The following is a 25812-nucleotide window of genomic DNA, read 5'->3' on the forward strand; positions in this document are numbered from 1 at the left end:
CCCATACCCCCCCCGAACGGAGGACCTTGGCCATGACAACCGACATTCTCGACGTCGCCGCCGCGCAGGCAAAGCCCGCGGCGTTGACGCAAGCCGACATCGACAGCCGCATTTTCGAACTCTACGACGAGTACTGCCATGGCGGCATCGACCGACGCACCTTCCTGCAGCGCGCTGCGGTCGTGACCGTTGGCGGGCTTGCAATGGCGCAGGCTTTGTTCCCGCGCTACGCCGATGCGCAGACGATCTCGTTCACCGATCCGCGCATCAAGGCAAGCTACGTGACCTATCCTTCGCCCGGCGGCTCGTCGGGCACGATGCGCGGCTATCTCGTGCAGCCGACCGGAGCCGGCCCTTTCCCGAGCGTGCTGGTGATCCACGAAAATCGTGGCCTCAATCCCTATATCGAAGACGTGGCGCGCCGTGCGGCGGCCGACGGGTTCCTCGCCCTCGCCCCGGACGGGCTTTCGCCGGTCGGCGGCTATCCCGGCAACGACGACGACGGCCGCACGCTGCAAGCGAGCCTCGATCCGGCCAAGCTGCGCACCGACATGCTGAACAGTGCGCGCTTCGTGAAGGCGCACGCGCTTTCCAACCGCAAACTCGGCGTCACGGGCTTCTGCTGGGGCGGCGGGGCGACCAACTTCCTCGCGGCCACAATGGGCGCCGACATGCAGGCGGCCGTACCCTATTACGGGGCTGCCCCCGAAACGTCGTCGGTCGCGTCGATCAAGGCGGCGGTCCAGGTGCACAATGCCGAGAACGATCCGGGCATCAACAATCTGTGGCCGGGCTACGAGGCAGCACTGAAGGCGGCCGGCGTTTCGTACGAGCACCATTCCTATCCGGGCACGATGCACGGCTTCCACAACAACTCCACACCGCGCTTCAACGAAGCGATGGCGAAGCTCGCCTGGGACCGCACCGTGGCGCATTTCAAGAAGCACCTCGCCTGACGAAACGCCGGAAGGCTTCGAGAGGGGGGGCGTCTGCGGGCGCCCCCTTTTTTTCAGCCGGGGCTGAAAATCGGGAAACTCACGCCGACCGCCCAGGCGAGGACGAGACCGAGCGCAAGACCTGTCGCACCCGGCGACTGCGTGCGCCGCCCGACCCAGCCCGCCATCGTTCCGAACACGGCGAAGAACAGCACGATGACCGGAATAATGATGAGCAGGAAAAACAGGCGCTCGAAATCGAGCGCCACCGCGGCACCCAGCGACGCCAGAAACGCAAGCCGTGCCGCGACGACCCGCCACACGCGCGCGCGTCCGCCTTCGGTCGCAAGGCTGTCGGCAAGCATATAAGGGATCGCACCAACAGCGATCGCCGCAACGATCGGCAGGCGTTCGGCATTCGGCATGAACGAGGCTGCGTAGCGGTCGAGCGCGCCCCCGAAAACAAAAATGCCGTAGGCGGCAAAAGCAGTAGCCGCCGCCCACGCGACGTGCCCGATGCGCACGCCGTTCCACGCCAGGATCGCCAAAGACAGAAGCCCGTACACAAACAGATGCACGGCCAGATAATCGGCCACGAGCACAGGCAGGAAACGCGTGTCGAACAGCGTGAGCAGCGGCGGTGTGGCCACCGCCGGCGCGAAGATCGCGACGAGAAACACGCGCAACTTCACAGCTTCGGCATGCCGCTCACGTCGTGGCAGCAAACTTGCCAAGGGCCAGGCCAGCAACACGAGCCCCGCCATTAGCAGCAGGATCGGGAGGCCTGTGGCGGCGACGGGCCCAGCGCTCGTACGGCCGAAAACGGCATCGAGCCAGTCGCGCGACTCCTGCAACGCCGCCGCCGAATAAAGCACGCCGACATGCTCGACATTCGGCGCTGATGCCGCACGCCGACCGCTGCCAGAGGCCGGATCGCCGGTCGTTGTCCCTTCCGCCGCCGTCGGATCGGCGAGCTTGGCATTGGCAAGCGCATTGGCGCGCAGAAAGCCTTCGAATTCGCCCGAGACCATTAGGAGATTGCGCGGTTCGCTCGGCGTGACGGCTTCAGAGAACATCGAGATCGCGACCGTGGCGCGCACACGCGGATCTTCGAGCGCCAGGCGCACGATGATGTCCGACGCCATCGAATGGCCGAGCAGGGCCACGCGCCCATCGACGAAGGGCAAAGCAAGGGCAGCATCGACCACGCGGCCGGTTTCGCGCATCAGCAATTGCGTGGTGCCGTCGATGCGCGACACGTCGCCCGACATCGGCACGGGATTGCGGCCGTGCCCTTCGAAATCGAATGACACCGCGACATAGCCGGCCTTTGCAAGCGTCAGCGCGTAGGCCTCCATCAATTGCCGCGAGCCCGCAAAGCCGTGCGCGATGACGACAACAGGCGCCGGGGCCGCATCGGCCTGCCGATAGACCGTCGCGGGCGTGGTGCCGACGGCAAGCGGCGTTATCGCCAGGCCCAAACGCGCGGCTTCGAGGTGCCAGACGCCCGTGCCGCACAGCACGAGCCCCACGATCGCCGCCGCCAAGTGCCGCAAGCGCATGGCTTTCAAACCGCGACTGCGCTCGCCATCATGCCAAGCACGTAGAGCGGCACGCCGAAGCCGCTATACCAATAGGCTTGGCCGACCGGATCACGCAGCAGCCGCTGCATCATCAATATCTGCCCGCCGAGCAGCGCGATCACGATCGAGGCCTCGATCGGCCGCCCCCAGCTCAACAGCATCAAGATTACGACGATCTGCGGCAGCGCCATGATGGCGCACGCTGCCATGGCGGCACGCGTCGGTCCCAGCATTACAGGCAGCGAGTTGATGCCCATCTCTCGGTCGCCCTTGATGGCTTTGAAGTCGTTGAGCGTCATGATGCCGTGCGCACCGGCTCCGTAGAGCAGTGCCAGCGCCAGGATCTCGGGTTTCGGCAAGGCGCCGCCGAGCATCGCGGCCGCCCCTGTGATCCAGGCAAGGCTTTCGTAGGAAAAGCCGCATGCGGCATTGCCGAGCCAGCCATTGCGCTTCAAGCGCAGCGGCGGGGCACTATAGGCCCACGCGAAGAAGAGACCTGCCACCGTCGCGATGACCACCCAGGTGCCGAGGGTTGCCGCCACAAGCAGCGACAGCACCGACCAGATACCCGCGATATAGAGCCCCCATTTGCCCGGAATGCGGCCTGACGGGATCGGCCGGTGCGGCTCATTGATCGCGTCGACGTCACGGTCGTACCAATCGTTGATGGCCTGGCTCATGGCGCAGACGAGCGGCCCTGCGAGCACGATGCCGGCGAGGGCGATGTACCAATTCGCCAGAATCGGCGCGCCCGACGACACGACGCCGCACGTGAACGCCCACATCGGCGGAAACCACGTGATCGGCTTCAGCAGCTCGAGCACGGCCGAAGGAGCCGGATAGGTCGGGCGCTGGGCGGTGGCGTTCGGCATGTCGGCGCTTGGCCGCTGTCACGAGCCAGAGAAATTGAGATTCATCACAAGGCAACCCTTTGTTCTTACTGTACGGCGAAAACAGAAATCCACCTATGCCTTTCAAGATAAGTGAGATTCGAAGTCGTTTGCATCAAAGAAATCGAGGCTCGATATCTGGACGCCCGAAGTTCAATGGCTTATCGCCTTTGGCCTGAGCCCATGAACTTAACCTTTTGTGTGTAGAGTCTGTTGCGTATTGCTCTGATACTAAACATTGGACCGCTGACTGCTAGAGTCTTCGACATCATGCTCCAAGACTGATTATCATGCACTCAACCGAGTAAGCTCACATGCTCAGGCTACGTTGGATAAACAATTCTGCTCAGCGGCATAGCTCGTGGGAAACCGACAAGCGCGGACCGGCTTGGTCCTCTTTAGTCGCCGCGACCTTGGGCACAAGAAGTCTCGCGATTAATCAAAGATTGGAAAACTTTCTGGCAAGTCAGCATGAAAACTAGGAACGACAAATTTTTGTGCCGCGCGACTCTTGCAGTTAGCACAAGCGACGAAACCCTTGCGAGGAAACACTTCGTTTCGGCAAGCGATGCCGCAGACTGGGCTCTCTTGACGGCCCAGCACATGAAACTCTCACTGGGGCCCTCGGCCTACGACAAAATCGACGACGAACTCACAATCGAGATCGGCGGTCACTTTGCAGACGACCCCACATTGGAGCGACTGACTGTTTTTGTCGGTTCTTTGGCGACCGCGAGTGCCCAACTTGCAAAGAGCGTTGCCGAATTTGAGCAGGACAAACTGCCAAAATTTCGTATTGAAGTCGTAAAGCGAGCCGCATCGCGCGCCAAACGAAGATATTGGGTGGCCGCAATGGGGGCAGGTACGCTGGCAGTTGCCGTGATCGGTGTATTGCTGGTGCCGCCCATTCTGGATCCCGAGCGCGTTGCGGAAGCAATCTTGTCTGGTCCGCCCCCTGCGTTTGCCGGACGCTGGGCAATCGGCGACCCAGCAGCGAATTGTCAGACCAACTTCATCGATCTGAGCCGCAGGCGATACGAAGCAGTGGTCGGAAGCAGTCGGCAGAGTTTCGTTGCGGCGTACTCCCAGACGAGTTCCGATGTATTGCGGGTTGAATACGCCCAAGGCGGAATAAAGCTTGCGCAGTTGTTTCGACTGTCACCTCAAACCGGACTTTTGACGATCGTCAATGTCGAGTCTAGCGAGCCTGAGATCGCAACGGCGGCGCGACGTGTAATTGGTACAGTTCTGACCAAATGCCCCGCTTGAATCGATCACAAACGCTCAGTTAACCAAGGTTAAGATTCGATAAAGAGAGTCTTTAGGATAGTCTGAGTAAGTTGCGCACAAGATTGTATGCAATGCATCATCAACGTGAATGAAGTATGGATGAGATCGATAAAGTAGGCCTCCTGCCGAAGGGCGACTCGTACGCGAGATCCACCAGAGATCTGAAAAGAACCCAAAACGGCACGCGCATGACAAACATCGCAATCGGTATCATTGGAGCGGGGTTGATTGGCCGCAAGCATCTGGCGGAGATCGCGACGCATCCAGATTTCGACCTTGTCGGGATCGCGGACATCAATGCCGAACAGGTCGCTGCCGAAAATCCTGCAGCACGTGTCTTCGCCGATTTCCGGCAGATGCTGGACGAAGCCCGGCCCAACGCCGTAGTCATCGCATCGCCGAACCAGATGCATGCGGAGAACGGCGTGGAATGCGCCCGCCGCGGCATCCATATCCTGATCGAGAAACCGGTCACGGATACGCTCGAGTCAGCCGCCAAATTGGTCGCCGCGGTCCGCAAAACGGGTATCCGGACACTTGTCGGACACCATCGTCGTCACCATCAGCAGGTCGCGGCGCTGCGTTCGCTGATCGCCGAGGGTCGAATCGGAAACATTGTTGGCGTCTCCGCCATTTGGGCAACCTATAAGCCCGATTCTTATTTCAAGGCTGCTCCTTGGCGGACGCAAGCCGGCGGCGGACCAGTTCTGATCAATCTCATCCACGAGATCGATTTCCTTCGTTTCGCTGTTGGCGAAATCTCCGCCGTCAGCGCAACGCTCTCGAACCGCCAGCGCGGCTTCGCAGTCGAAGATACGGCCGCCATCCTGATCGAATTCGAGAATGGAGCGGTCGGGACCTTTCTCCTCAGCGACAGCGCCGTCTCGCCATGGACGATGGAGCAAGGGCTCGGCGAGTCACCGGCGTTCCCGTCGAGCGGCGAGAGCAGCTATCGTCTCGTTGGCAGTCGCGGCGCGCTCGAATTTCCGAATCTGGTCGAGTGGACGCAGGCTGGGGGCGAACCGAACTGGAATCGACCAACCCATGCGCAGCGCATCAATGTCCCAACGATCAACCCCTACGCGGCACAGCTCGATCATTTCCGCGATGTGATCCGCGGCGTGGTGCCGTCTATTCTATCTGTCGAAGATGGTGCTCGCACACTGGTCGCGACGCTCGCCGTCAACGAAGCGTCGCTGGCAGGCAAGCGGATCGACTTGCGCGATCGCTATGCGGACTTTGTGCGGTGACCACCAAATGATCTTGACCTCTTATTCCAGTCGAAAACTTTAGTACGATTTGGCTACAACCGCCCTGGCCTGAGCCCGTGAACCCACCCATTTGAAGGTAGAGTCTGTTCCTTGGTTTGACCCTGTCTGGGTGGCTGTGGCAACGGGGCGAGGCGCGAAGCCCGGTGGACAGCGCAGCGTCTCGCTCCGCTGCATGGCGAAGACGCTTGCCGCTGCGAAGGCTGCCGGCGTTTGGGTGCCGATCGAACTGTGCGGACGTGTCGTGTTGTAGTCGATCCGCCAGGCTTCGATCTTCTCGATAGCATCGACGAGCGAGCCGAACAGTCACTCGTTCAAGCACTCATCGCGTCGCTTTCTGTTGACGCTTTTGATCGCCGCGTTCTCCGTCGGCCTGCCGGGCGCCATGTAATGCCATTCGATGCCAGTCTCCATCGTGTGCTGCACCGCCCGTGGCCGTGCCGCAGGCCTCAGAAGTTTCCCGACGCGCGTGAACGTATACGTTCACGCCTTCAAAGCGGCGTTGTCCAGCATCACCTTGGCCATCAGATTTTACAACTTCCGGTTCTCCGCCTCTAGAACCTTCAGCCCTCGGGCCTCAGACACCGTCATCGCCCCGTACTTGACTCTCCAGTGGTAGAGGGTCGCCTCGCTGCTTCCGTGCTGGCGGCACAGCTCCCCGACTTTCCCGCCGGACGCATGCAGCTTCACGATCTCGATGATCTACTCTTCCGTGAACGGCTCTTCTTCATAGTCCGCTCCTCTTATTGGGCGGACTCTACACTTCTCAGTGGGCGGGTTTTACGGGCTCAGGCCACAATTCCTCTAGAAGGAAGCTAGGGCTTGAGGCAACCACCCCGCTCTCTCGTCCAGAAACTTGCAATCCTATTACAAGATCACACACATCAATCAACAGCGACGTTAGAATCGTTAGGTTAACGCCTGCGCCGTGGTCGACGTCTATCGGCCCATGCTTTGTCATGATGCACCTCCTTAGGCGACCATTGCTGCCGACGCTTCGCGGACCTCTTTCGTCGATCGGTCGGCCGAACTCGCCGCTTCGGCGATCTCGCGAACGCTATTTGTGATTTCTTCCACAGCCTGTGCTGCCGTTTGCATGTTCTGCGACATGTCACGCGTCACGGCACTCTGCTCTTCGACCGCGCCTGCAGTTGAACTCACATACTCGCGGACAGCTTCAATCGACTGTTTGATATTGCCGAGGCCGGTCACTACGTCACGGGTTACAGCCTGAATGCCGTCGATCTCGGCAGCGATTTTTTCTGTCGCGTCAGCCGCCTGGCGCGCAAGGCTTTTGACTTCTGTCGCGACCACAGCGAATCCGCGACCTGCTTCACCTGCGCGAGCTGATTCGATCGTCGCGTTGAGCGCCAGAAGGTTGATCTGACCCGCAATGTTCTGAATCAGCGAAACTATGCCACCCATCGCAGTTGCAGCAGCGGACAGACGCTGTGTACTCGAGTCGGCCTCACCCACGCGTTGGAACGCCTTGTCTGCTTCAACCCGCGACTTCGACATACTTTGCGCAATCTCGGCCACCGAAGCGTTGAGTTGTTCGGCACCGGCCGCGACGGCTTGAACATTTGCGGTCGTTTGACTCGATGCAGCCGAGGCAGCCGTTGCACGAGTGCTTGCCTGAGATACCGCTTGATCGATCGACGAGAGGCTTTCGTCAATCATATGGCGAGCTTGCTCGTTCTTCTTGCGCGCCAAAACAGCCGCCGTCACATCAATTGCGAATTTGACGACTTTAAACGGGCGACCCGACATGTCGAGAATTGGATTATAGGATGCTTGAATCCAGACCTCCCGACCACCTTTCCCGAGACGCTTGAATTCAGCAGCCTGGAACTCTCCGCGTCGCAGCGAATCCCAGAATGCTCGGTACTCGCTGCTGGAGCGCGATTCCGGTTCAACGAACATACTGTGGTGCTTGCCGCGAATTTCGTCGGGCGCGTAGCCCATTGCGCTGCAAAAGTTCTGGTTCGCATCGAGAATCTTGCCGTCGAGATCAAATTCGATCACCGCCGAGGACTTCCCGATCGCGGCTAGTTGGCCTTGATAATCAGCGTTTCGTAGCTTGTCCGCTGTAACGTCAGTCGCAAATTTCACGACCTTGTAGGGTTTGCCGCTCGCATCAATGATTGGATTGTAGCTCGCGCGAATCCAAACCTCCTTTCCGTTCTTTCCGATTCGCCTGTACTCAGCCGATTGGTACTCACCTCGATTAAGCCGAGCCCAGAACTCATTGTAAGCCGGAGAGGCGGCTTCTGCCGCATCGACAAACATTCGATGATGTTTTCCGCGCACCTCTTCGAGTGTGTATCCAAGTGTATCGAGAAAATTTTTGTTGGCCGTGCGAATTGTGCCATCGAGACCGAACTCGATTACAGCCTGAGACTTATGGAGCGCGGTGAGTTGGTCCTGCATCTCCGACTTTGCGGAATGGAGGTTCAATCCAAACATTGGCGTCTCCCATTTTGTTTTGATCGCAGTTGCCGACTTAGAATCACCAATCTTCTTTTACATATGGTTAACGTAAACTACTTTACGCTTTAACACAGTATATCTTAGATAGTATCTATATATTTTTTTGTCAGAGGTGAATTTCCGAAATGCTTGCATGAGCTTCTATTGAGAAGTTCGATAAATGAACGATTAGTGCGCAATAAGTTTCGCGATCGATGATCGTAGCTATCAGGCAATGACGATACGCCAGAATCGATATTTCGATCGGCACCTGGTTTATTGCGATAGCGCGAGCCTGAACGTGGTCAAACTGTCTGCAACAGCACACGTCATTGAAATCGAATGCATAGGATCGATGCAATGATTGAAGATGACGTTCAATTGCACAGACGCGCAAAAGTCACGATTGGATCGCTTTTAACTAGCTTGGACCTTGTCTCTGACAGAAACCGCGATAGTCGACTCCGCCAACCGCATAGGCAATTCGACCGGTTGAGTCGGCCAACGGCATCAGCACCTGCTCAACTTCACGATAACTATCTGTGTACCGAAACGGCGTTGTACCAAAAAAGTATTGTGGCTTACCACTCAGCTGCAGTTTTGGAAGCAGCCGATATGTCGCTGATTGGGTTATTCGTGGAATTTCGTCGTCGTCTAGGCGGCAGCCTTTGAAGTCCTGGCCATAGGCATCGACAAGGTAAGTTCCTAGAAGCCGAACTCGATAGTTCCTGAGTCCTTCAAGAATATCGATCATGAATATTCGTGGCCAAACCAAGCCGGGAATATCGATTGGATTGAAACTTAGTTTCTCGGGAATGCCGGCGCGGGAGTTAAGACTCTCCCAGTAACCGAACAACGTCTCAAGAAGTTGGCATTTTATTTCAGGCCGAGGGTACCGAGCTGGGCTCGACACTTTTTGACTTAGATGCATGTTTCTTGATTACGGTGATTCGACTCACGCTGCCTTGATCTACATCAGAGCAGCAGAATAAATCGCGGAGGTAGCTTAGGATGCTGCAGTTGCGAACACAGACAAACATTTATTGTGTAAGTGTTTACGAATTTGAAACGAAGATTAGGCAGTCTTTGTATGTGGAACATTTTCGCGCCAAGCTTCTATCACCATCGGTAAGAGTCGGTAAACCTGACTTCATTGACGGCGCTGCGCTGCTTTCCGCGTGCAGTCCGCGCTTTGCCCAGTTCTACGGGCTTTGGGACAGTAAACGCGCGGGCCGCGTTATGCCGTCGCGAAGTGACTTTGAAATCAGCGACCTTAAGCCGTGGCTGGGGTGGATTGCGCTACTCGGTGTTTTGCCTGGCGCGCTACCGGAAGGACACGATTTCGTCTATCGGCTCGTTGGAACAAACTTTACGCGCTACTACGAAGCGGACCCGACACAGCAACGGGTATCCGAGGCATCTGTACTTGTTGAGCGCGACCTCACACTCCAAAACCTTCGGGTTATCTGCGATACCAGAACGCCGAGATATCGGTCCGACTCGATTATGTGCGCCAGATTTGAGGCATACAGACAGCCACGCTTGTACGTGCCGCTCGGCGAGGACGGTAGCTCGGTTGATGTCATTATGCTTCTCGGTTGCGACCCCCATGATTCGATGGGGCGACCTGTTTTTGCGAATCGTTCTTTCGAAAGATGAAGCCGCTTCCAACTTTGATCGATGATCCAGCATTCACCAATACGCGATACGCCATCTACGCCGTTTCAGACTTGCCATCCCTTTTGACGTCTACGCCTTCTCCGACCTTTCTGCGATTTCCATCGCAAAGCTGTTTGTGCATCGGATGAAAAGCCGAGCATTGCGGTACCGTATCAATCAGTCCGATTTGGTATTTGTCAGCCGAAACATCTTGGTTGGTTGATGAATGTCGAGAGTGACGACGCTTTTTGACCTCAATCAATTCATTTTCAGGGAGCGCGCATTAACTTCATCGAGCAATCGGCGAAAGTGTTGGTGGTCATACATTAGTAGTCTCTTAAGGTAACGTGTTCTAAGATTCCAATGCGTCATACCCCCTAAGAAAGAAGAGGCATCAACTATGCCCCACATCTTCCGGAGACTAATCGACGCCAAAATTGGCACAAAGATTTCAGCGGCAGTCGGCATCTTGCTTCTAGCAATTGCACTGATAAGTAGCTTAGCCGTTCGCGGAATTGACCGCGTTTACTATGCTTCCGAAGACGTCGCGAAAAACTGGCTTCCGGGCATTCAAGAGGCCGGATATTTACGTTTTGCCATTTCGCGCCATCGTACGCTCGCTGCACGGCACATACTTGTGAGCGAGCCGGCGCAGAAAACACAAACCGAGGCGGACATCAACGCAATACTGGAGCAAATCGCCAAGCACCGAATCGCGTATGAACCATTGATATCATCAGCTCAAGAAAAAGCGCTGTATGACGCTTTTGTCGGACAATGGGGCACTTATCTTGCGTCCATTCCGTCAGTTCTTGATGAGTCGCGGGCCAACAATCAGCAATCTGCAGCAACGATATGGGGGAACGTTACCGTACCCTTTACCTCAGCGGACAAAGCGCTAAGTGACATTATCGATCTAAATGAGGCAGGGGCTGTTGCGTCAAATAGAAGCGCCTATGCAATAGAACAGGCCGTGCTCTTGCAGGTCATCCTCATGGTCTGCTTTGCCATAGTGTTCGCGATCGCGGCGGCTGTATTTTTGGTCACTTCAGTCAGTAAGCCAATTGTAGCTATGACGGCTGCTATGAAGGGACTCTCTGAAAAGAACTTGGCGGTCGATATTCCAGCCGTCGGTCGCGGGGATGAGGTCGGCGCCATGGCTACCGCCGTCCAGGTGTTTAGAGACAACATGATGCGCGCCGACCGGCTTGAAGCCGAAGCCGCAAAAGACCGGGCGGTACGGGAGACCCGTGCTGCCGCAATCCTGAAGCTCACACAAAAATTTGACACAAGCGCAGGGAACGTCGTGAGCAAGCTGTCCAGCTCTGCTGAAGCGCTCCAGAAGAGTGCAGCCGAAATGACCCAAACAGCCGAAAGCGCCAGCCAACAAGCGACTGCAGTGGCGGCGGCGTCCGAGGAGGCATCAACGAATGTGCAAACGGTCGCATCGTCGGCCGAGGAGCTATCGGCTTCGATTCAGGAGATCTCTCGTCGGGTCAGCGAATCAGCCACCATTACCAAAACGGCGGTTGAACAAGCGGACAGAACGAGCGAGACCGTACAGGGGCTGGTCACTGTTGCCGCAAAAATTGGCGACGTCACCAAGCTCATCAATGATATTGCCGGCCAGACAAACCTGCTTGCACTCAACGCCACGATTGAAGCGGCGCGTGCAGGCGACGCGGGCAAAGGATTCGCAGTCGTTGCGTCGGAAGTAAAAGGCCTTGCAACCCAAACAGCAAGAGCAACGGAGGAAATCTCTGGTCAGGTTACGGCGATTCAAAAGGCGTCTGCGGAAACCGTCGTTGCAATTCAGGGGATCTCCGAAACCATTCGCTCGATTAGCGAGATAGCTGCCGCAATCGCGTCGGCCGTCGAAGAACAAGGCGCTGCGACGCAAGAAATCGCCCGAAATGTTCAGCAAGCTGCAGCGGGAACTTCGGAAGTTTCGTCGAATATCGCAGGGGTCACAAAAGCCGCATCGGACACTGGGCACGTGGCAACGCGGGTCAGTGGGGGAGCAGCTCAGATTACCGACCAAGCCGGGTTTCTGAAGCGTGAGGTCGAAAGCTTTCTTGACGGTGTGCGTGCAGCTTGAAAATGCGACTGGGAAAACGAGAAGTCTTGCGAATCGTTATTTCTGCAGCAGTTCTAGCTGCAGCAGCTTTTACATCTTATCGCGAGATCGCGAACGCAGAACTCATAGCGAAAAACCAAGTTTCGACCAATGCCTTCTCCGCCAACCGCAATGTTCATATCCTTCTGGATAGTGGAAGAACGGTACTCGACTCGGTCGCTTACAATGTCGATATCGTAGATGGCAAGATAGCGCCGAGCGCCAGATTAAACGTAGCGCTTGACCTGGCGAACAAGAGCAAGCTCTTTGTGATCGGAATAATCATATTGGACAAAGAAGGGACCGCAATTGCGACAGCGCATCCACGGACTGGGCTGGGGGTAAGTTATTCGTCCGGAGACTACTTCAATGCTTTGAAGAACGATCCCAGCAAACAATTCGCATTTGGCACGCCGCGATATTCTCGAGTCTTCAATGAAGTTCTAGTGCCACTTGCGCGATCGATCCGAGATGTGAATGGCGAGTTCTTAGGCGTTATCGCGGTCGGCATTTCCTTTCCGGAAATACAGAAAGCGCTCAAGCCGGCATCTGAGATTGGCGACGCAAAATCGCGACTATGGCGAGAAGACGGGTTGCTACTGGCAAGTTCGGAGAATGACCAAACAGAAGTTGGCATTTTCTATCCAAATATCCCCCTGTTCAGAGAAAGACATTCAGACGCTGATACAGGCATTTTCGTAGCGTACTCGCCCTTAAACAATGAAACGCGCATCTCTGCATGGCGGAATAACTTTTCATACCCGGTCTTTGTCTCCTCGGGCACGAACCGTACCCCTGCAATGTTTCGGGCCTACTACACCGCGGCCGCAGTTATGTTTGCCTCTTTCTGCCTGTTGGCGATGATCTGGGTGATCGCCTATCTCGCAGATCGTGAAATTCGTCAAAGAGAACGTTCAATCGAAGAACTGCGCATATCGCGCGACAAGGCTCAACGTAGTGAGGATGGCCTGCGTCGAGTTCTTGAATCTGCGAGTGACGGAATCGTCATTCTGGATTCAGAAATGAAAATACGCAGCTTCAATGATGCGGCCGAACGTATCTTTGGACGACGTGAAGCCGAGTTGCTCGGGCGACCACTGGACCTATTATTGCCGAACGAGATCCGGGAGAAGCATTCTAGCCTAATTGAAGGTTTTGCCGCAGGTAACGAGCAGGGGCGGCAGATGGGCAGTCGGCGCGGTGTGCATGGGCAGCATAGTGATGGATATGCTATTCCGCTCACAGTAACGATCAGTAAAGCCGGCTCGCTAAACGACGAAGTATACCTCGCCGTTGTTCGGGATATGAGCGAGACAATAGCTTACGAGAATCAACTCGTCGAGAATGCTCAAGAGCAGGAGCAGCTCCGGATCAAGGCCGAACAGGCGAACAAAGCAAAATCGCTCTTTTTGGCGACAATGAGCCATGAACTCCGTACGCCCTTGAACGCAATTATTGGCTTTTCCGAAGCGCTCCTTTCCGGCGTAGCTGGCCCGGTTCTGCCCGAGAGACAGCGGGAGTATCTTGGCTATGTTCTGCAGAGCGGGCGCCATTTGCTCGAAATATTTAACGACATCATCGACATCAGCCGATTGCAGTCTTGCATGCACACAGCCCAGCTTGAGAATGTCAACATCGCTGAGGTCGTCGATATGGCCGGTACAATGCTTCGTGCGAAGCTCGAGCAGAAGCAGATCAAGCTTGTTCTGGAACCGGCGGAAGATGTCATCGAAGCTCGAGCCGACGTCCGCGCGCTTCGCCAGATCCTTATAAACATTCTGGGCAATGCCGTTAAGTTCTCGCCCGCAGGCGCAACAATCATGTGTACGTGGGAACGTGATGACAGCCACGTATTCATCCGTGTCTGCGACCAAGGGCCCGGCATCTCGCCGAACGTCGCGCAGAACGTCGGGCTGCCCTTCAATCAGGATCGGCAAATGCATCAGGCAAACAATGATGGGCTTGGTTTGGGATTGGCAATTTCGACGGCACTCGCCCGGTCGATGAATGGGCGTATCGTTCTAAGGAATGGCGCAGACATCGGTCTTGAGGCGACGGTTGAACTCGAGTGTTTTGGCGTTGTTGGAAAGTCGGAACAGACGTTGCCGGCAGAGTAGAAATCATGCCGTCTTATGCTCGACAGAGTGCACCAATGCGAGACCTCCAATGAATACGCACACGAATTCGTCGGAAGCAAACCAGCGGAATCTCTATTCGCCTGAAGCGAGATCCAAACCGTTCCCGCTTACTTTTGCGGCAGCTTTTGTTGTTCTGTTGACCATATCGATGGGCTCCTACTCTCTTTATTGGGCACGAGAAGTCTCTGTGGAGGCGCGTCTTGAAGATGCAAAGCGTGTTCTTTATTCAGCAAGCCGCCATGTCCGCGAACAGTATGATCTGCTTAACGATGTTGCCAACGAAGTAGCTGAAACTGTCAACGGCCGCGATTTGACGTCCATATCCGCGTCAGAGCTGCGGGAGATCAAGACCCGCATTGAGCGACCACTCGTCAGCAAACAAATTGAGTTTTTCATATTCGATAAGACCGGACAGAATATCTACGCCTCCGGTCCGGGAACGAACGTTTCTGATCGTGAGTACTTCAGATTCCATGCGTTTCCGAGCGAATTTGAGCAAAGAGCGGATAGCATCGTCAACGCAGCCAATGGCTTGGTGATTAGCGTGCCGTATGTGGCGCGATTGCGACAAAGGGAGCTTCTGGCTGGCTCGAAGAAACTCAGTAATGCGTCGGGAGATTTTCAAGGCGTTGTCGCTGTATCTATTCCGACGTCGGCATTCCTCGAAATTTTTAGCTTGCTGCGGCGTGAAGCCGACGACACTATCTTCATGGCGCGCAATGACAGAATTGGGATGGTCCGCGAACCTGCGCACGAACGGTTCGCTGGTCAAAGCATTCCAAATGCACTGGTCTTCCAGAACTATCCGAGATTCCAAGAGGGGCGCTTTCGTGGTTCCGCTTCTACAGACGGAATTCGACGCGTCGGTGTTCACCTAAGTTTAGCGCCACTGCCGCTGGTTCTCGGAAATTCACTCGAGGTTCGCGGACTCGATTGGGAAGGCCTCAATCTTGTGCAGCCTCTTCTCGCCACGTCCCTTGCGACGGTATTCGTGGTTCTGGCGTTTTCTCTGGTAGCGGTTCTATTCCAACGAAACGCCGTTAAAGCCGAGGCGAGGCTCCGGGGTTCCCTCAAGGAACAGGAAGATTTGAGGATAGCCGCTGAAGCTGCAAATGTCGCAAAATCGAATTTTCTAGCAACCATGAGCCACGAGTTGCGGTCTCCGCTCAATGCGATCATTGGGTTCGCCGAAATGATCTACCATGGTCATATCGACGCAGCTAAGCGAGAGAAAGTGATCGAATATCAAGGATACATTCTCAAGAGTGGCCGCCATTTGCTCGCTTTGATTAACGACGTGCTTGATCTCAGCCGTGTGCAGAAACTTGGTCACACGCCGGAGATTTCTGCAGTCGAAATCAGGTCGCTGATCGAAGAGAGTGTTCTAATGGCCAGCGATCGCGCCGAGAAAAAGCAAGTTCATATCGTCGTTCAGTTCGAGACCGATGCCATTTGCTTTCAAACTGATCGCCGATTGCTATTTCAAGTCTTGGTAAATCTTATTGTAAACGCCATCAAGTTCTCGCCGCCGGGCAAGGATGTTCGGATTCGGGGGGTTCAGAAGAATGATACACTTGAAATCTCAATCTCCGACGAAGGGCCGGGGATGAGCCAAACAGCAATTGATTCGATTGGTAAGCCGTTTCTGCGTGAGCAAAGTGCGCATTTGGCAAACGAAGAGGGAATAGGTCTCGGTCTTGCGATCTGCGTTGAATCCTTAAATGCCATCGGAGGGAACTTACGCATTCAGAATAGGAGCCCCTCGGGGCTTCAAGCAGAAGTCAAGATCCCACAGCCAGAACAAACGTTGCAGTAACGATTTTTTGTATCGACGGGATCTATGTCGTCTCTAACAGGCCTCGCGCAAGTTTACGAATCAACGTTCAGCCAACTTCTTAACGCCCGCAAAATCTCATTTTCGACACCGGTGTCGGAGGCGGGCGAGACAGAGGGGATTTACAATTTAGACAGCGACGGAGTTACCTACTAGCGCGGATTTCGCAATAGCCACTCGCGCATCTCGGCGATTTCGCGCTCCTGGGCGGCAATGATCTCGTTGGCCCATTTTTTGGTTTGTTCGTTGGTTCCAAACTGCAGAACAACTCGCGCCATATCGATAGCACCCTGATGGTGCGGGATCATTCCGCGCACGAAGTCGATGTCGGCGTTCCCGGTAAACGCGATCCCCATGTCGCGATGCATCTTCGCATTTGCTTCTTCGAACGCGCGCGTGGAAGGTGTCACCGCGGCTGAAGCCTGCCCATGCTCCTGATGGCCCTGACCGCTCGCGGCACCCGCCCCCATGCCTTGCCCGCCCATCATGCCCTGCATCATCGGCATCATGTCCCGCATCATCGGGGCCATGCGCTCCATCATCTGTGCACGTTCCTCCGGCGACCCCGCACGCATCCGCTCCATCATGGGCATCATTTCGCGCATGGTTCGCATCATACGCTCCATATCGGCTGGTGGAGCGGCCGTCTGTCCTTGAGGCTGACCCGCGCCGTGACCGGCATGAGGATTCTGTGCAAAACTGCCGATGCTTGCGGTAGTAGCCAACACCATCACCAGTGCAGAGCGTTGTGCGATGGACTTGATCGACATGTTGAGGCCTCCGTTTGGGTCTTGGTTATTTCGGAGGTTGGACCGGGTTCATTGCAACACCATCTCCAACGTGTAACGGAATGTTGCGGCTCAGAACCGTGCCTGCGCGGTTGCACCGTCCGGCCCCGTGATTCGAACAGCGCCTTTGGTTCCCGGCGGCACCGGAACTGGTGCTGCGCCGACCAGACGGTTCGACTCGCCTGGCTGCAAAGGGAATCGTTGCGTTGCGCCGCCGACGACCAGGATCGCGTCGGCACGGTATCCTTGCGCTGACACCGGCCGGTCATTGGCGTCGTAGAGGAACACCACGACATGCGTCGTGCCGTTCGCCACGAGTTCGGCATGATGGCGTACTCCGGCATCGACCTTTAGGCCGCCATTCGGACCAGGGCGTGGATCATGCGCGAAGGCAGGTCCGGCGATCGACAAGCCAATCAGAGCGGCAGAAAGAAGGCGGGTCATGGAGATCTCCATTTCGGGGTCAGAAGGATTCCAGGGACTTCGAGGCGCTGGGTGTGCCGGCGGCTGCCGTATCCGTATCGCGGACCTGTGCCAAGAGACGTTCCAATGGCTTACGGCCGTAGCGCAGAAACAATGTTGGGGTCAGGAACGTGTCGAGCACCGTGGCAGTTACAAGGCCCCCAAAAATGGTGACGGCAACCGGATGCAGGATCTCCTTGCCAGGCGCGTAGGGGCCAATCATCAGCGGCAAGAGTGCGACGCCGGCCGAGAGGGCCGTCATCAGCACGGGCGTAAGCCGCTCCAGCGAACCGCGCATCACAAGTTCGTGCCCGAAGGGCACACCCTCGTGGATCGCCAGATTGATGTAGTGGCTGATCTTCAAGATGCCGTTGCGAGTGGCGATACCGGTCAGCGTGATAAAGCCGACCATTGAGGCGACGGACAATGGCTGTCCTGCCACCCAAAGAGCAGCCACAGCGCCGATCAATGCCAGCGGTACGCTTGCCATTATGATTGCCACGAACAGGATCGAGCGATAGCGCGAGTAGAGAATAGCGAAGATCATCGCCAACGAGATGAGGCTCAAGAGCCCGATCGTCCGCATGGATTCTTCCTGTGCCTGGAACGTCCCTTCGAGACTGATGAAGAAACCAGGCGACAGTTGTTGGGTCGCGAGCAACTGACGGATCTGCGCGACCACGGAAGCCATGTCGGCAGTGCCGTCCGTGTTCGCCATGACGACAATTCGCCGCTTGCCATTTTCGCGAAGTATTTGGTTGGGCCCATCGGTTTCGACGATGTCCGCGATCTGTCGTACAGGAATCCAACCAAGCGGGGTTTCAATAAGCAGATCGGCGAGGCCCTGGGTCGTCCGTCGTTCGTCCTGCAGACGGACCACCACGTCGAAGCGACGATTGCCATCGAGGATACGCGATACGATCCGTCCGTTCGACAGTCGCTCGAGTTGCTCGGTGATCTCGGCTGGCTGCAGTCCGTAAAGGGCAGCGCGCCGATAGTCGACGATGACTTCGAGCTGCGGAATCCGAACTTGCTTTTCGACTTGCAGATCGACAATACCCGGCACGCCAGCAAGCTTCTGGCGGAGTTCTTCGGACAGCGCTCGGATGCTGTCGAGGTCCTCGCCGAACACCTTGATCGCAATCTGCGCACGAACGCCTGAGAGCATGTGATCGAGACGGTGTGAGATTGGTTGCCCCATATTGGTACTGACCGGCAATACGGAAAGCCTGGCGCGGATGTCGTTGACGATCTCGTTCTTCGAACGTCCGCTCGGATGCAAATCGACATCGATCTCCGAGGAATGAACGCCTTCAGCATGTTCGTCGAGTTCGGCGCGGCCTGTACGTCTGCCGACCAGCTTCACTTTAGGCACCTCCATGATGAGACGCTCGGCGATCAATCCGACTCGATGGCTTTCGGCGAGCGAGATGCCAGGATTCAACAGCATCGAGATCGTCAGAGTCCCCTCGTTGAAAGGCGGCAAGAACGAGCGCGGCAAGTGCGTGGCGAAAGCGCCGGCGGCAACGACTCCGACGAGTGCACCCGACATCAACGTGCGCGGATGACGAAACGACCAGCCAAGGAGGCGGCGATTGCCGCCTTTCAAGACGCGGACGATCAGGCCGTCATGCGCGTCGAGGCGCTTCAGACCGGGCAGCATGTAGTACGCCAGGACCGGCGTAAGCGTGATCGAAACCACGAGACTCGCGAGGATCGAGATGATGTAGGCCTGCCCCAGAGGCGCGAAGAGCCGCCCCTCGATTCCCGTGAGTGCGAAGAGAGGGACAAAAACCAGGACAATGATCATCGTGGCGTAAACGATGCCCGATCGCACCTCCTGGCTTGCTGAAACGACGACTTCAAAGACCGAACGCGGGTTCCCTTTCTCGCGATTCTCACGTAGCCGCCGGAAGATGTTCTCGACATCCACCACCGCGTCATCGACCAGTTCTCCGATGGCGATGGCGAGGCCACCCAATGTCATGGTGTTGATGGAAAGGCCCATCAAATGGAAAATGATCGCAGTGACCAGGATCGAAAGCGGAATAGCCGTCAGCGAAATCGCAGTGGTGCGGGCGTTCATCAAGAAGACGAATAGAATGATCGCGACGACCCCGATCGCTTCCAGGAGCACCTTTTTCACGTTGCCAATCGACGTCTCGATGAAGCTTGCCTGCCGGAACAGCAACTGATCCGCGCGTATGCCATTCGGCAAGGTCGCGGTTATATCGCGAATGGCTTGCTCAACTTGAGCGGTCAGGCGGATCGTGTCGATGTTGGGCTGCTTCTCAACAGACACAATGACGGCGGAACGCCCCTGGAACCCCGCGTCGCCTCGCTTGATGCGCGGCGCGAAGGATACATCGGCGATCTGCCGCAATGCGACGGGCTGCCCTGCGACCGTAGCCACAACGACACTGCGGAGGTCATCCAGGCTGTGGGTACGGCCGATGTTCCGGATCAGGAACTCGCGGCTGTATTGGTCCGTGAAGCCCCCGCCGGTATTTGCGCCGAACTGAGCGAGTGCCGCTTCGACTTGCGACTGATTGACGCCCAGCGCGCGCATGGCGGCGGGATTGGGCGACACGCGGTATTGCCGAACTTCGCCGCCGATCGGAATGACCTGCGCAACGCCGGGGATGGCGAGCAGGCGCGGCCGGATCGTAAAGTCGGCCAACTCGCGCAGGTCCATTGCCGAGACGTGATCCGGGCCGGTAACGGCGATCAACATGATCTGGCCCATGATCGAATTGATTGGCCCCATTTGCGGGACGACGTTAGCCGGAAGCTGGGCTTGGACGAGCGACAAGCGTTCCGCGATCTGCTGGCGATTTCTGTAGATGTCCGTGCCCCAGTCGAACTCCACATAGATGATCGACAGCCCGACTCCGGACGTCGAGCGCACGCGGGTTACGCCGGGAAGCCCGTTCATCTGCGCTTCGAGGAGGACAGTGACGAGTTGCTCGACCTCAGGCGGTGCCAGCCCCTCGGCCTCCGTCATGATCGTTACCGTCGGCCGGTTCAAGTCCGGAAAGACATCAACCGGGAGCTTGGTGACGGTGAAGGCGCCATAAAGAACCAGCACGGCCGCAAAGGCCAGCACGAAGAGCCGGTTGCGCAGCGATTGCGTGACGAGAAAGTTGAACATCGCCTGCGCCTCAACGAATCTGGTTCAGGAGCTCGGCACCTTGTGTGACGATGCGTTTGCCGGCTTCGATCCCCGAGACGATCAGCAATCGACTTCCGTCAAGCGATTCGAACCGCACCTCGCGCGGCAAGAAGCGTTCGGCGTTCGTGTGCTCGTAGACGATCGATTGGCCGTTCGGGCCTCGAATGACGCTGGGGCGCGGAACCGCTATGCCCGTCCGTTCATCGCTGGTGGATGCGAGAACGGTCAGCAGTTGGCCGGCTCGAAGGCCGCCTACCGCCCCCTCCACGCTGAACTGGATCGGGATCGCCTGATTGCGCTCAGCCAGCCCCGAACCGCGGTAAGAGAGCGGCAAGGTACGTCCATCCCCCAAGCGCCCGTTTGCTGACCCGTTGATGGCATGAACTTCGAAACTCAACGCCTCCACCCAGAAACGCGAAGGATCGACGATCTGGAAGATGATCGCGTTCGGTTCGGCGATTTGACCCGCGATCGCCTGAACAGCCGCAATGACTCCCGAAACCGGGGCGACTAGCCTCTCGGCTTGCCGCTGAGCCCGCTCGAGATTGGCTCGCCGCGCGCGTAGCCCTTGCAGTTCTAACTCCGCATCTTCGAGCTGAGATCGGGCAATTACACTCTGGAGTTGCCGAAACCGCTCGAGACGGCGCTCCACAATAGAGATCTGCTGGTCGAGTTCCCGCGACTGCTGCTGTTGGCTGGTGACGTCTGCGGCCCCGACGGCCGGTTGAACTAGGGCAAGAACGTCACCGGCCGTAACGCGAGTTCCAAGCCGGGGGAAGCCGCCCGGCGGGGGAGCAAGCCGTCCGGCCACGGATGCCTGGACATAGCCCGCTGCGTTCGGGTCTGAAATGACGCGCCCAGGGAGTTCCACAGTTCCCGAAAATGTCCGAACCTCCGTGAAGACGGTCCTGATGGCGAGAATGCGCTGGGTCGTTTTCGGAACAAAGATTGCGCCGTCGGCAAATCGCTGTGCCACATCCCGCTCTGCGATCGCGGGAACGGAAGTCGATGGCTCGGCAGCGTCGGAAGGCGTTGCATTCATAAGGATCAGTGCCGCAAGCGCAACCATGGCCGTCTTGCGCGACAGTCGGCGGAACATTGCGGCCACAACGAGACCCGCAACAAATGCCAGACCGCCGACTATCCAAAGGCTGGCGTCTCTGTTTGCAAGCCGTGTCTGGATGACCTCTGCCCACAGGCCCCCAAAGATTGCATTCAACAGACCGCCACTTGCCCCCTGGCGTGCCGGAGGCTCGGGAATGGCAAGCGTAGCCGTGAGAACCTCGATTGTATCCTTGGCTTGGACAGTGAATGCGATATCGTAACTGCCGGGCCGAGCCAGCCACGGCGCGTCGACCATATAGGCGCCATCCGGCGTCGCCGACGCCTTGATCGTCCCAGCCGGGCCGTCTAGTTCGATCTCGGCATCGTGGATGGGCTCGTTGCCTCGAAATGTGTCGAGATAGATTCTCAGATTTGGGCCACGTGCAATAGCGACCAACTCGAAATCCGCCGACGACGCGTCTGCGCGCGGCGCAATCGTCAAAGACACCGGCGGCGGCGGCGCGCCGTGGTCATGCCCTTCGTGAGCCGCAGTTGGCAACGCGCCGAAAAGCATCGCCGACACCAACAGAAAAAACAGTTTATTCAAGGATTTGGAGATCATATCGGCCCTGTCGATGAAATGGTCCGACAATGACCGTAGTGAACGCTCTGCCAGAAATGATTTCGGCTCTGTAACCGATTATTTCAGGCCGAGGGCTGCGCCTTGGGGAGACTGACAGAAGCGACCAGCCCGCCATCAACGTGATTTTCGAACGTCACGGTGCCACCATGTCCCTCGATAATCGTATGCGCGATCGTGAGGCCAAGTCCGAACCCGCCGGTTTCCTGATTGCGTGATGGTTCGAGGCGGACAAAAGGCGCAAGGGCACGCTTAACATCATCCGGCGCGATGCCTGGCCCCCTATCTCGGATGCTGACGACGACGGTCTTGGGTCGATCCTCGACAACTACTTGTGCGAGGCGGCCATACTTGATCGCGTTGTCGACTAGATTGCCGAATGCGCGCTTCAATGCGAGACGTCTGCCGGAAACGCTGACGTTGGCGGCGCCTTCAAGCGTGACGGAACGCCCGCGATCGGTCGCGTCGTCCATAATCGTTTTAAGGATTGCGACGATGTCGATTTGCTTGATTTCCTCGTCGGCTCGATCACCGCGCAGATAGGCAAGCGTCTGGTCAAGCATCCTTTCCATCTCATCGAGGTCAGCCGCAATTGCTGCCCGCGTTTCTTGCTCCGCAACGTCCTCGATCCTGAAACGCAGCCGTGTGATCGGCGTCTTGAGATCATGCGAGACAGCCGCCAGCGCCTGGGTACGATCATCAATCAGTCTGCCGATGCGGCGCTGCATTTCGTTGAAGGCGACCGCGAGTGCTCGGACCTCGCGCGGCCCGTCTTCCGGCACGAGGACAGCGACCTTGCTTCTGTAGAGTTCTTTAGATGCAGCAGAAAAGCCCGTCAGCGGTCGCGTGAGCCAACGGACCAGCAGCACCGAGACGATGATCGCGCCTATCGCCATCAACGTCGTGGACAGAAGCGTCCCATGCACGACAGGCACCCGCGGGTTCCAGGCCACAAGGCTAACGTTGATCCATGACTGATCCGGCAGCCGGATCGAAAAAAGGGCGAGATGAGGATCGTCGACGGCGCGCCGGTTCGCCCCGATCACAAGGCCGTCTTCTGCGATTTCCGGGGCGACCTCCCGAAGACGCCGCCCCAAAGCCTCCCACTGGCCAGCCCCAGGCCCACCCGCGATTGCGTGCTCGGTACGGCTCCAATGCGCTTCTATCGGCCCCCCGGACATATCATGGGCGATCGGCTCCCGTTCGCGCTCGGGCGCCCTCATTACCGCCCGTTTGATCGCGAGGAGTTGGTCGGCCAATCGGGCTTCGTTTGCCAGATCCAATTCGCGCGTCAGGGAGTTCTGGTACGTCCAGAGGCTCGCAAGGTGCACGACGCCAATGCCGACCAACACAACTATCGCTGTGCGCAGTGCAAGACTGTCAAAGCGCCGCCAGAGACCAATGATCCCGTCCGCTCGTCCTTCACCCACGGATCACGTCCGCTGCAAAAAGATAGCCTGCTCCCCGGACCGTCTTGATGAGATCTTCGACGCCGTTGAGCTTGCGCCGAAGGCGGCTGACCTGAACATCGATGGATCGGTCGAATGCGTCGATCGATCGGTTTCGGGCCGCATCGAGCAGGAACTCCCGCGTGAGAACGCGCTGAGGCGCTTCCAAAAACGCGAGCAAGAGGTCGTATTCGCCAGTCGACAAGTCGACGACGACGCCGCGGGGATCTGTCAGCTCGCGCTTTAGGGTGTCGAGGCGCCAGCCCGCGAATTGCATCGCCCGTCCGCCTCGCTCGAAAGGTTGCTGATCCTGGGGCCGCATGCGCCGCAAGACGGCGTTTATCCGGGCGAGCAGTTCGCGTGGATTGAATGGCTTCGGCAAGTAATCGTCTGCACCGACTTCAAGCCCGATGATGCGGTCGGTTTCCTCGCCCTTTGCCGTCAACATGATGACGGGAATCGAAGATGTCCGACGCAGATCGCGGCACAGATCGAGGCCACTCCGCCCGGGCAACATCAGATCCAGAACGATCAAATCGACAGCTGTATGTTTAAGAGCCTCGTTCATTTCCGGGCCGCTGCGCGCTGTATGAACCCGAAATCCGTTCGTGCGAAGAAATTTGGCGACGAGGGAAAGCGTTTCGCCGTCATCATCGACGACAAGAACTTCGAACGACAGGGGCAATGGTCCCTTGTTGGTCTGCGCTTCTCGAACGATATCCCGACTCATCATTCAACCCGCAAAAACGTTCTGCCTCGACCGCGCGATGGGTTCGATTAAATTGACAAACTTTCCCAAAGTAACCTCCGAGCAATCTGATCGACCTTATCACAGGTCTGGTTCAACTTTCCTCCGGCGTGCAGAAGCGAACGTCGGTGGGTATCCTTCGTCCGAGAACAGCATAACCATGTAGTCGACAGGTACCAATGCGGCTCGCCGTCTGATCATTGCCGGCTCAGATCCTCGATAGCATCGAGGATGAGACCGGTCCCGGCCGCAATCAAAAGGATGTCGGCACCGACTCGCACATATTGGGAACCGCTCGGAATGTTCAGTCGGGCGCTAAGGCCTGCCGGCAGACCGTGATAGATTACGTCGCCGGGCAGACGCCGTCCCATCACCCACTTCTTCGCCTGGCCGGGCGGCATGCAGCCATTGTTCTTCTTAGAAAGCCCCGGCGGGCATCGCCCGCTGCTGAATTCGCTTCCGTAGTAGGCCCGAATGGTTTCGCGATCTGAATCGCCGATGCGGATGCTGATCGAAGCGCCGGCTTCATCTCCGGGCCCGGAGCGGCTCTTGTTGCGGCCGGGCGGATCGGCCAAGGCGGTACCCGAAACAAGCAAGCCCGCCAGAAACACTGCTGCGACCGATTTCAGCATCGAGCCCTCCGCTGTCGTGGGGTCGATGAACGTGACTGGGAAATGCGCCGTTTGTATGTCTGAGCCGCCTCAGAATTCGTTGAAACGAATATTCCAAGCTGCCGAGTTTTCAGAGCGGCTTTGCATTCCAACAGTGAATGGTAACGTCGTGGGCAAGTCGCTCTCGGTCTGGAAAGCCGCGGCAAGCGGCGTTCGCCCCGATCGCAACTTCAGAAATTCCGAACCGCTTTTTCTGCCCTTCGCCGGATCGGATAAAGCCTCTGAAATTTTGGCGATATTCATGGTTTTTCGTTGCACCCGAGGCTCGTCTGGATACGCACGACGGTGCGGCTACGGCTTCTTATCCGCCTTGCCCTGACTCTTCTTGGCGTCGCCTTTCGGGGATCTCTGGTCGTTCAGTTGCTTGACCTGGTCTGCGCGCTCCCTGCCGCGGACCTCGCCGCTCTTGTTGTCGCGCTCGGGCTTGGCTGGCTGCTGCGCGCCGGCAGAACCGAGCGAGAGGAAGATTGCCGCTGCGACGGCTGCGATTGCTATCTTCTTCATTTGGATCCCCTCTTGTGATTTGATAATTCGTATTGGAGATAAGTCGTCGATTACGGACTTGCCAAGCTAAAGAGCTCTAGTTTTTCCGAAAGTTTGAGACTGAAAAAGCGCGTAGCATCGCCGTTTTGAGCCACTTTCTAGTCTCAAACTTTC

Annotated in this window: 20 protein-coding genes and 1 pseudogene; 7 read left to right on the top strand and 14 right to left on the bottom strand. The window is 57.3% G+C overall.

All coding sequences use genetic code 11. From position 1 onward, the window contains the following. Positions 1–32: 32 nt before the first annotated feature. Entirely contained in the window at positions 33–956 is a 924-nt protein-coding gene (locus O9320_04030; GenBank protein ID MCZ8309997.1) for a dienelactone hydrolase family protein, read from the top strand. 53 nt (positions 957–1009) lie between these two features. Here O9320_04030 and O9320_04035 read toward each other — a convergent pair whose 3' ends face one another. Continuing rightward, positions 1010–2497 (bottom strand): alpha/beta fold hydrolase, encoded by a 1488-nt coding sequence (locus O9320_04035; protein ID MCZ8309998.1) that lies wholly within the window; start codon positions 2495–2497, stop codon positions 1010–1012. A gap of 5 nt (positions 2498–2502) precedes the next feature. Continuing rightward, complete coding sequence (gene chlG / locus O9320_04040) at positions 2503–3390, bottom strand: chlorophyll synthase ChlG (GenBank protein MCZ8309999.1); 888 nt, start codon at positions 3388–3390, stop codon at positions 2503–2505. Between the two features lie 621 nt (positions 3391–4011). On the opposite strand from chlG, the gene O9320_04045 reads away from it, so the two are divergent. Together O9320_04045 and O9320_04050 are read left to right on the top strand one after the other, a co-directional pair. After that, entirely contained in the window at positions 4012–4677 is a 666-nt protein-coding gene (locus tag O9320_04045) for a hypothetical protein (protein ID MCZ8310000.1), read from the top strand. A gap of 116 nt (positions 4678–4793) precedes the next feature. After that, positions 4794–5948, top strand: a complete 1155-nt coding sequence (locus tag O9320_04050) for a Gfo/Idh/MocA family oxidoreductase (GenBank protein MCZ8310001.1) — start codon at positions 4794–4796, stop codon at positions 5946–5948. 213 nt (positions 5949–6161) lie between these two features. Here O9320_04050 and O9320_04055 read toward each other — a convergent pair. The 3 genes and pseudogenes from O9320_04055 to O9320_04065 all read right to left on the bottom strand — a co-directional run bounded on the left by O9320_04055 (position 6162) and on the right by O9320_04065 (position 9366). Continuing rightward, a pseudogene (locus tag O9320_04055) lies at positions 6162–6668 on the bottom strand (integrase core domain-containing protein). A gap of 270 nt (positions 6669–6938) precedes the next feature. Then, on the bottom strand, positions 6939–8432 hold the full coding sequence (locus O9320_04060; GenBank protein MCZ8310002.1) for a PAS domain-containing methyl-accepting chemotaxis protein: 1494 nt from the start codon (positions 8430–8432) through the stop codon (positions 6939–6941). Positions 8433–8856: 424 nt separating this feature from the next. Beyond that, complete coding sequence (locus tag O9320_04065; GenBank protein ID MCZ8310003.1) at positions 8857–9366, bottom strand: PAS domain-containing protein; 510 nt, start codon at positions 9364–9366, stop codon at positions 8857–8859. Positions 9367–9446: 80 nt separating this feature from the next. On the opposite strand from O9320_04065, the gene O9320_04070 reads away from it, so the two are divergent. From O9320_04070 to O9320_04085, 4 genes are all read left to right on the top strand, one after another. Then, the gene (locus O9320_04070; GenBank protein ID MCZ8310004.1) at positions 9447–10094 is read left to right on the top strand and encodes a hypothetical protein; all 648 of its coding nucleotides are present in this window, start codon (positions 9447–9449) and stop codon (positions 10092–10094) included. Between the two features lie 400 nt (positions 10095–10494). Then, positions 10495–12192, top strand: a complete 1698-nt coding sequence (locus O9320_04075; protein ID MCZ8310005.1) for a methyl-accepting chemotaxis protein — start codon at positions 10495–10497, stop codon at positions 12190–12192. Between the two features lie 2 nt (positions 12193–12194). Beyond that, positions 12195–14327 carry a PAS domain S-box protein gene (locus O9320_04080; GenBank protein ID MCZ8310006.1) on the top strand — a complete coding sequence of 711 codons (2133 nt, stop codon included), beginning with the start codon at positions 12195–12197 and terminating at the stop codon, positions 14325–14327. Between the two features lie 49 nt (positions 14328–14376). Beyond that, positions 14377–16164, top strand: coding sequence for an ATP-binding protein (locus tag O9320_04085; GenBank protein ID MCZ8310007.1), 1788 nt, complete (start codon positions 14377–14379; stop codon positions 16162–16164). Between the two features lie 170 nt (positions 16165–16334). Here the strand turns inward: O9320_04085 and O9320_04090 are convergent, their stop codons facing one another. The 9 genes from O9320_04090 to O9320_04130 form a co-directional block, all read right to left on the bottom strand. After that, positions 16335–16952 carry a DUF305 domain-containing protein gene (locus O9320_04090; protein MCZ8310008.1) on the bottom strand — a complete coding sequence of 206 codons (618 nt, stop codon included), beginning with the start codon at positions 16950–16952 and terminating at the stop codon, positions 16335–16337. A 90-nt stretch (positions 16953–17042) separates the two neighbouring features. After that, positions 17043–17414 carry a hypothetical protein gene (locus O9320_04095; GenBank protein MCZ8310009.1) on the bottom strand — a complete coding sequence of 124 codons (372 nt, stop codon included), beginning with the start codon at positions 17412–17414 and terminating at the stop codon, positions 17043–17045. Between the two features lie 19 nt (positions 17415–17433). Continuing rightward, positions 17434–20583 carry an efflux RND transporter permease subunit gene (locus tag O9320_04100; protein ID MCZ8310010.1) on the bottom strand — a complete coding sequence of 1050 codons (3150 nt, stop codon included), beginning with the start codon at positions 20581–20583 and terminating at the stop codon, positions 17434–17436. A 10-nt stretch (positions 20584–20593) separates the two neighbouring features. Next, the gene (locus O9320_04105; protein MCZ8310011.1) at positions 20594–22270 is read right to left on the bottom strand and encodes an efflux RND transporter periplasmic adaptor subunit; all 1677 of its coding nucleotides are present in this window, start codon (positions 22268–22270) and stop codon (positions 20594–20596) included. Between the two features lie 83 nt (positions 22271–22353). Next, complete coding sequence (locus tag O9320_04110) at positions 22354–23718, bottom strand: ATP-binding protein (protein MCZ8310012.1); 1365 nt, start codon at positions 23716–23718, stop codon at positions 22354–22356. Next, a complete protein-coding gene (locus tag O9320_04115; protein MCZ8310013.1) occupies positions 23711–24466 on the bottom strand; it encodes a response regulator in 756 nt (251 codons plus the stop codon). Before O9320_04115 ends, O9320_04110 begins: the two co-directional genes overlap by 8 nt. Before the next feature lie 215 nt (positions 24467–24681). Then, positions 24682–25116 carry a hypothetical protein gene (locus tag O9320_04120; GenBank protein ID MCZ8310014.1) on the bottom strand — a complete coding sequence of 145 codons (435 nt, stop codon included), beginning with the start codon at positions 25114–25116 and terminating at the stop codon, positions 24682–24684. A gap of 69 nt (positions 25117–25185) precedes the next feature. After that, on the bottom strand, positions 25186–25398 hold the full coding sequence (locus O9320_04125) for a hypothetical protein (protein MCZ8310015.1): 213 nt from the start codon (positions 25396–25398) through the stop codon (positions 25186–25188). Positions 25399–25446: 48 nt separating this feature from the next. Continuing rightward, complete coding sequence (locus tag O9320_04130) at positions 25447–25659, bottom strand: hypothetical protein (protein MCZ8310016.1); 213 nt, start codon at positions 25657–25659, stop codon at positions 25447–25449. Positions 25660–25812 lie beyond the last annotated feature (153 nt).

The organism is Magnetospirillum sp. (assembly GCA_027532905.1).
In the GTDB taxonomy this organism is placed as follows: domain Bacteria; phylum Pseudomonadota; class Alphaproteobacteria; order CACIAM-22H2; family CACIAM-22H2; genus Tagaea.

Excerpts from the sequence above, each read along its gene's own strand:
- O9320_04090 (MCZ8310008.1), bottom strand. The coding sequence starts at position 16,952 with ATGTCGATCAAGTCCATCGCACAACGCTCTGCACTGGTGATGGTGTTG.
- O9320_04105 (MCZ8310011.1), bottom strand. The coding sequence starts at position 22,270 with ATGATCTCCAAATCCTTGAATAAACTGTTTTTTCTGTTGGTGTCGGCG.
- O9320_04120 (MCZ8310014.1), bottom strand. The coding sequence starts at position 25,116 with ATGCTGAAATCGGTCGCAGCAGTGTTTCTGGCGGGCTTGCTTGTTTCG.
- O9320_04075 (MCZ8310005.1), top strand. The coding sequence starts at position 10,495 with ATGCCCCACATCTTCCGGAGACTAATCGACGCCAAAATTGGCACAAAG.
- O9320_04045 (MCZ8310000.1), top strand. The coding sequence starts at position 4,012 with ATGAAACTCTCACTGGGGCCCTCGGCCTACGACAAAATCGACGACGAA.
- O9320_04065 (MCZ8310003.1), bottom strand. The coding sequence starts at position 9,366 with ATGCATCTAAGTCAAAAAGTGTCGAGCCCAGCTCGGTACCCTCGGCCT.
- O9320_04130 (MCZ8310016.1), bottom strand. The coding sequence starts at position 25,659 with ATGAAGAAGATAGCAATCGCAGCCGTCGCAGCGGCAATCTTCCTCTCG.
- O9320_04100 (MCZ8310010.1), bottom strand. The coding sequence starts at position 20,583 with ATGTTCAACTTTCTCGTCACGCAATCGCTGCGCAACCGGCTCTTCGTG.
- O9320_04030 (MCZ8309997.1), top strand. The coding sequence starts at position 33 with ATGACAACCGACATTCTCGACGTCGCCGCCGCGCAGGCAAAGCCCGCG.
- O9320_04125 (MCZ8310015.1), bottom strand. The coding sequence starts at position 25,398 with ATGAATATCGCCAAAATTTCAGAGGCTTTATCCGATCCGGCGAAGGGC.
- O9320_04050 (MCZ8310001.1), top strand. The coding sequence starts at position 4,794 with ATGGATGAGATCGATAAAGTAGGCCTCCTGCCGAAGGGCGACTCGTAC.
- O9320_04060 (MCZ8310002.1), bottom strand. The coding sequence starts at position 8,432 with ATGTTTGGATTGAACCTCCATTCCGCAAAGTCGGAGATGCAGGACCAA.
- O9320_04035 (MCZ8309998.1), bottom strand. The coding sequence starts at position 2,497 with ATGCGCTTGCGGCACTTGGCGGCGGCGATCGTGGGGCTCGTGCTGTGC.
- O9320_04080 (MCZ8310006.1), top strand. The coding sequence starts at position 12,195 with ATGCGACTGGGAAAACGAGAAGTCTTGCGAATCGTTATTTCTGCAGCA.
- O9320_04095 (MCZ8310009.1), bottom strand. The coding sequence starts at position 17,414 with ATGACCCGCCTTCTTTCTGCCGCTCTGATTGGCTTGTCGATCGCCGGA.
- O9320_04115 (MCZ8310013.1), bottom strand. The coding sequence starts at position 24,466 with ATGAGTCGGGATATCGTTCGAGAAGCGCAGACCAACAAGGGACCATTG.
- O9320_04070 (MCZ8310004.1), top strand. The coding sequence starts at position 9,447 with ATGCTGCAGTTGCGAACACAGACAAACATTTATTGTGTAAGTGTTTAC.
- chlG (MCZ8309999.1), bottom strand. The coding sequence starts at position 3,390 with ATGCCGAACGCCACCGCCCAGCGCCCGACCTATCCGGCTCCTTCGGCC.
- O9320_04085 (MCZ8310007.1), top strand. The coding sequence starts at position 14,377 with ATGAATACGCACACGAATTCGTCGGAAGCAAACCAGCGGAATCTCTAT.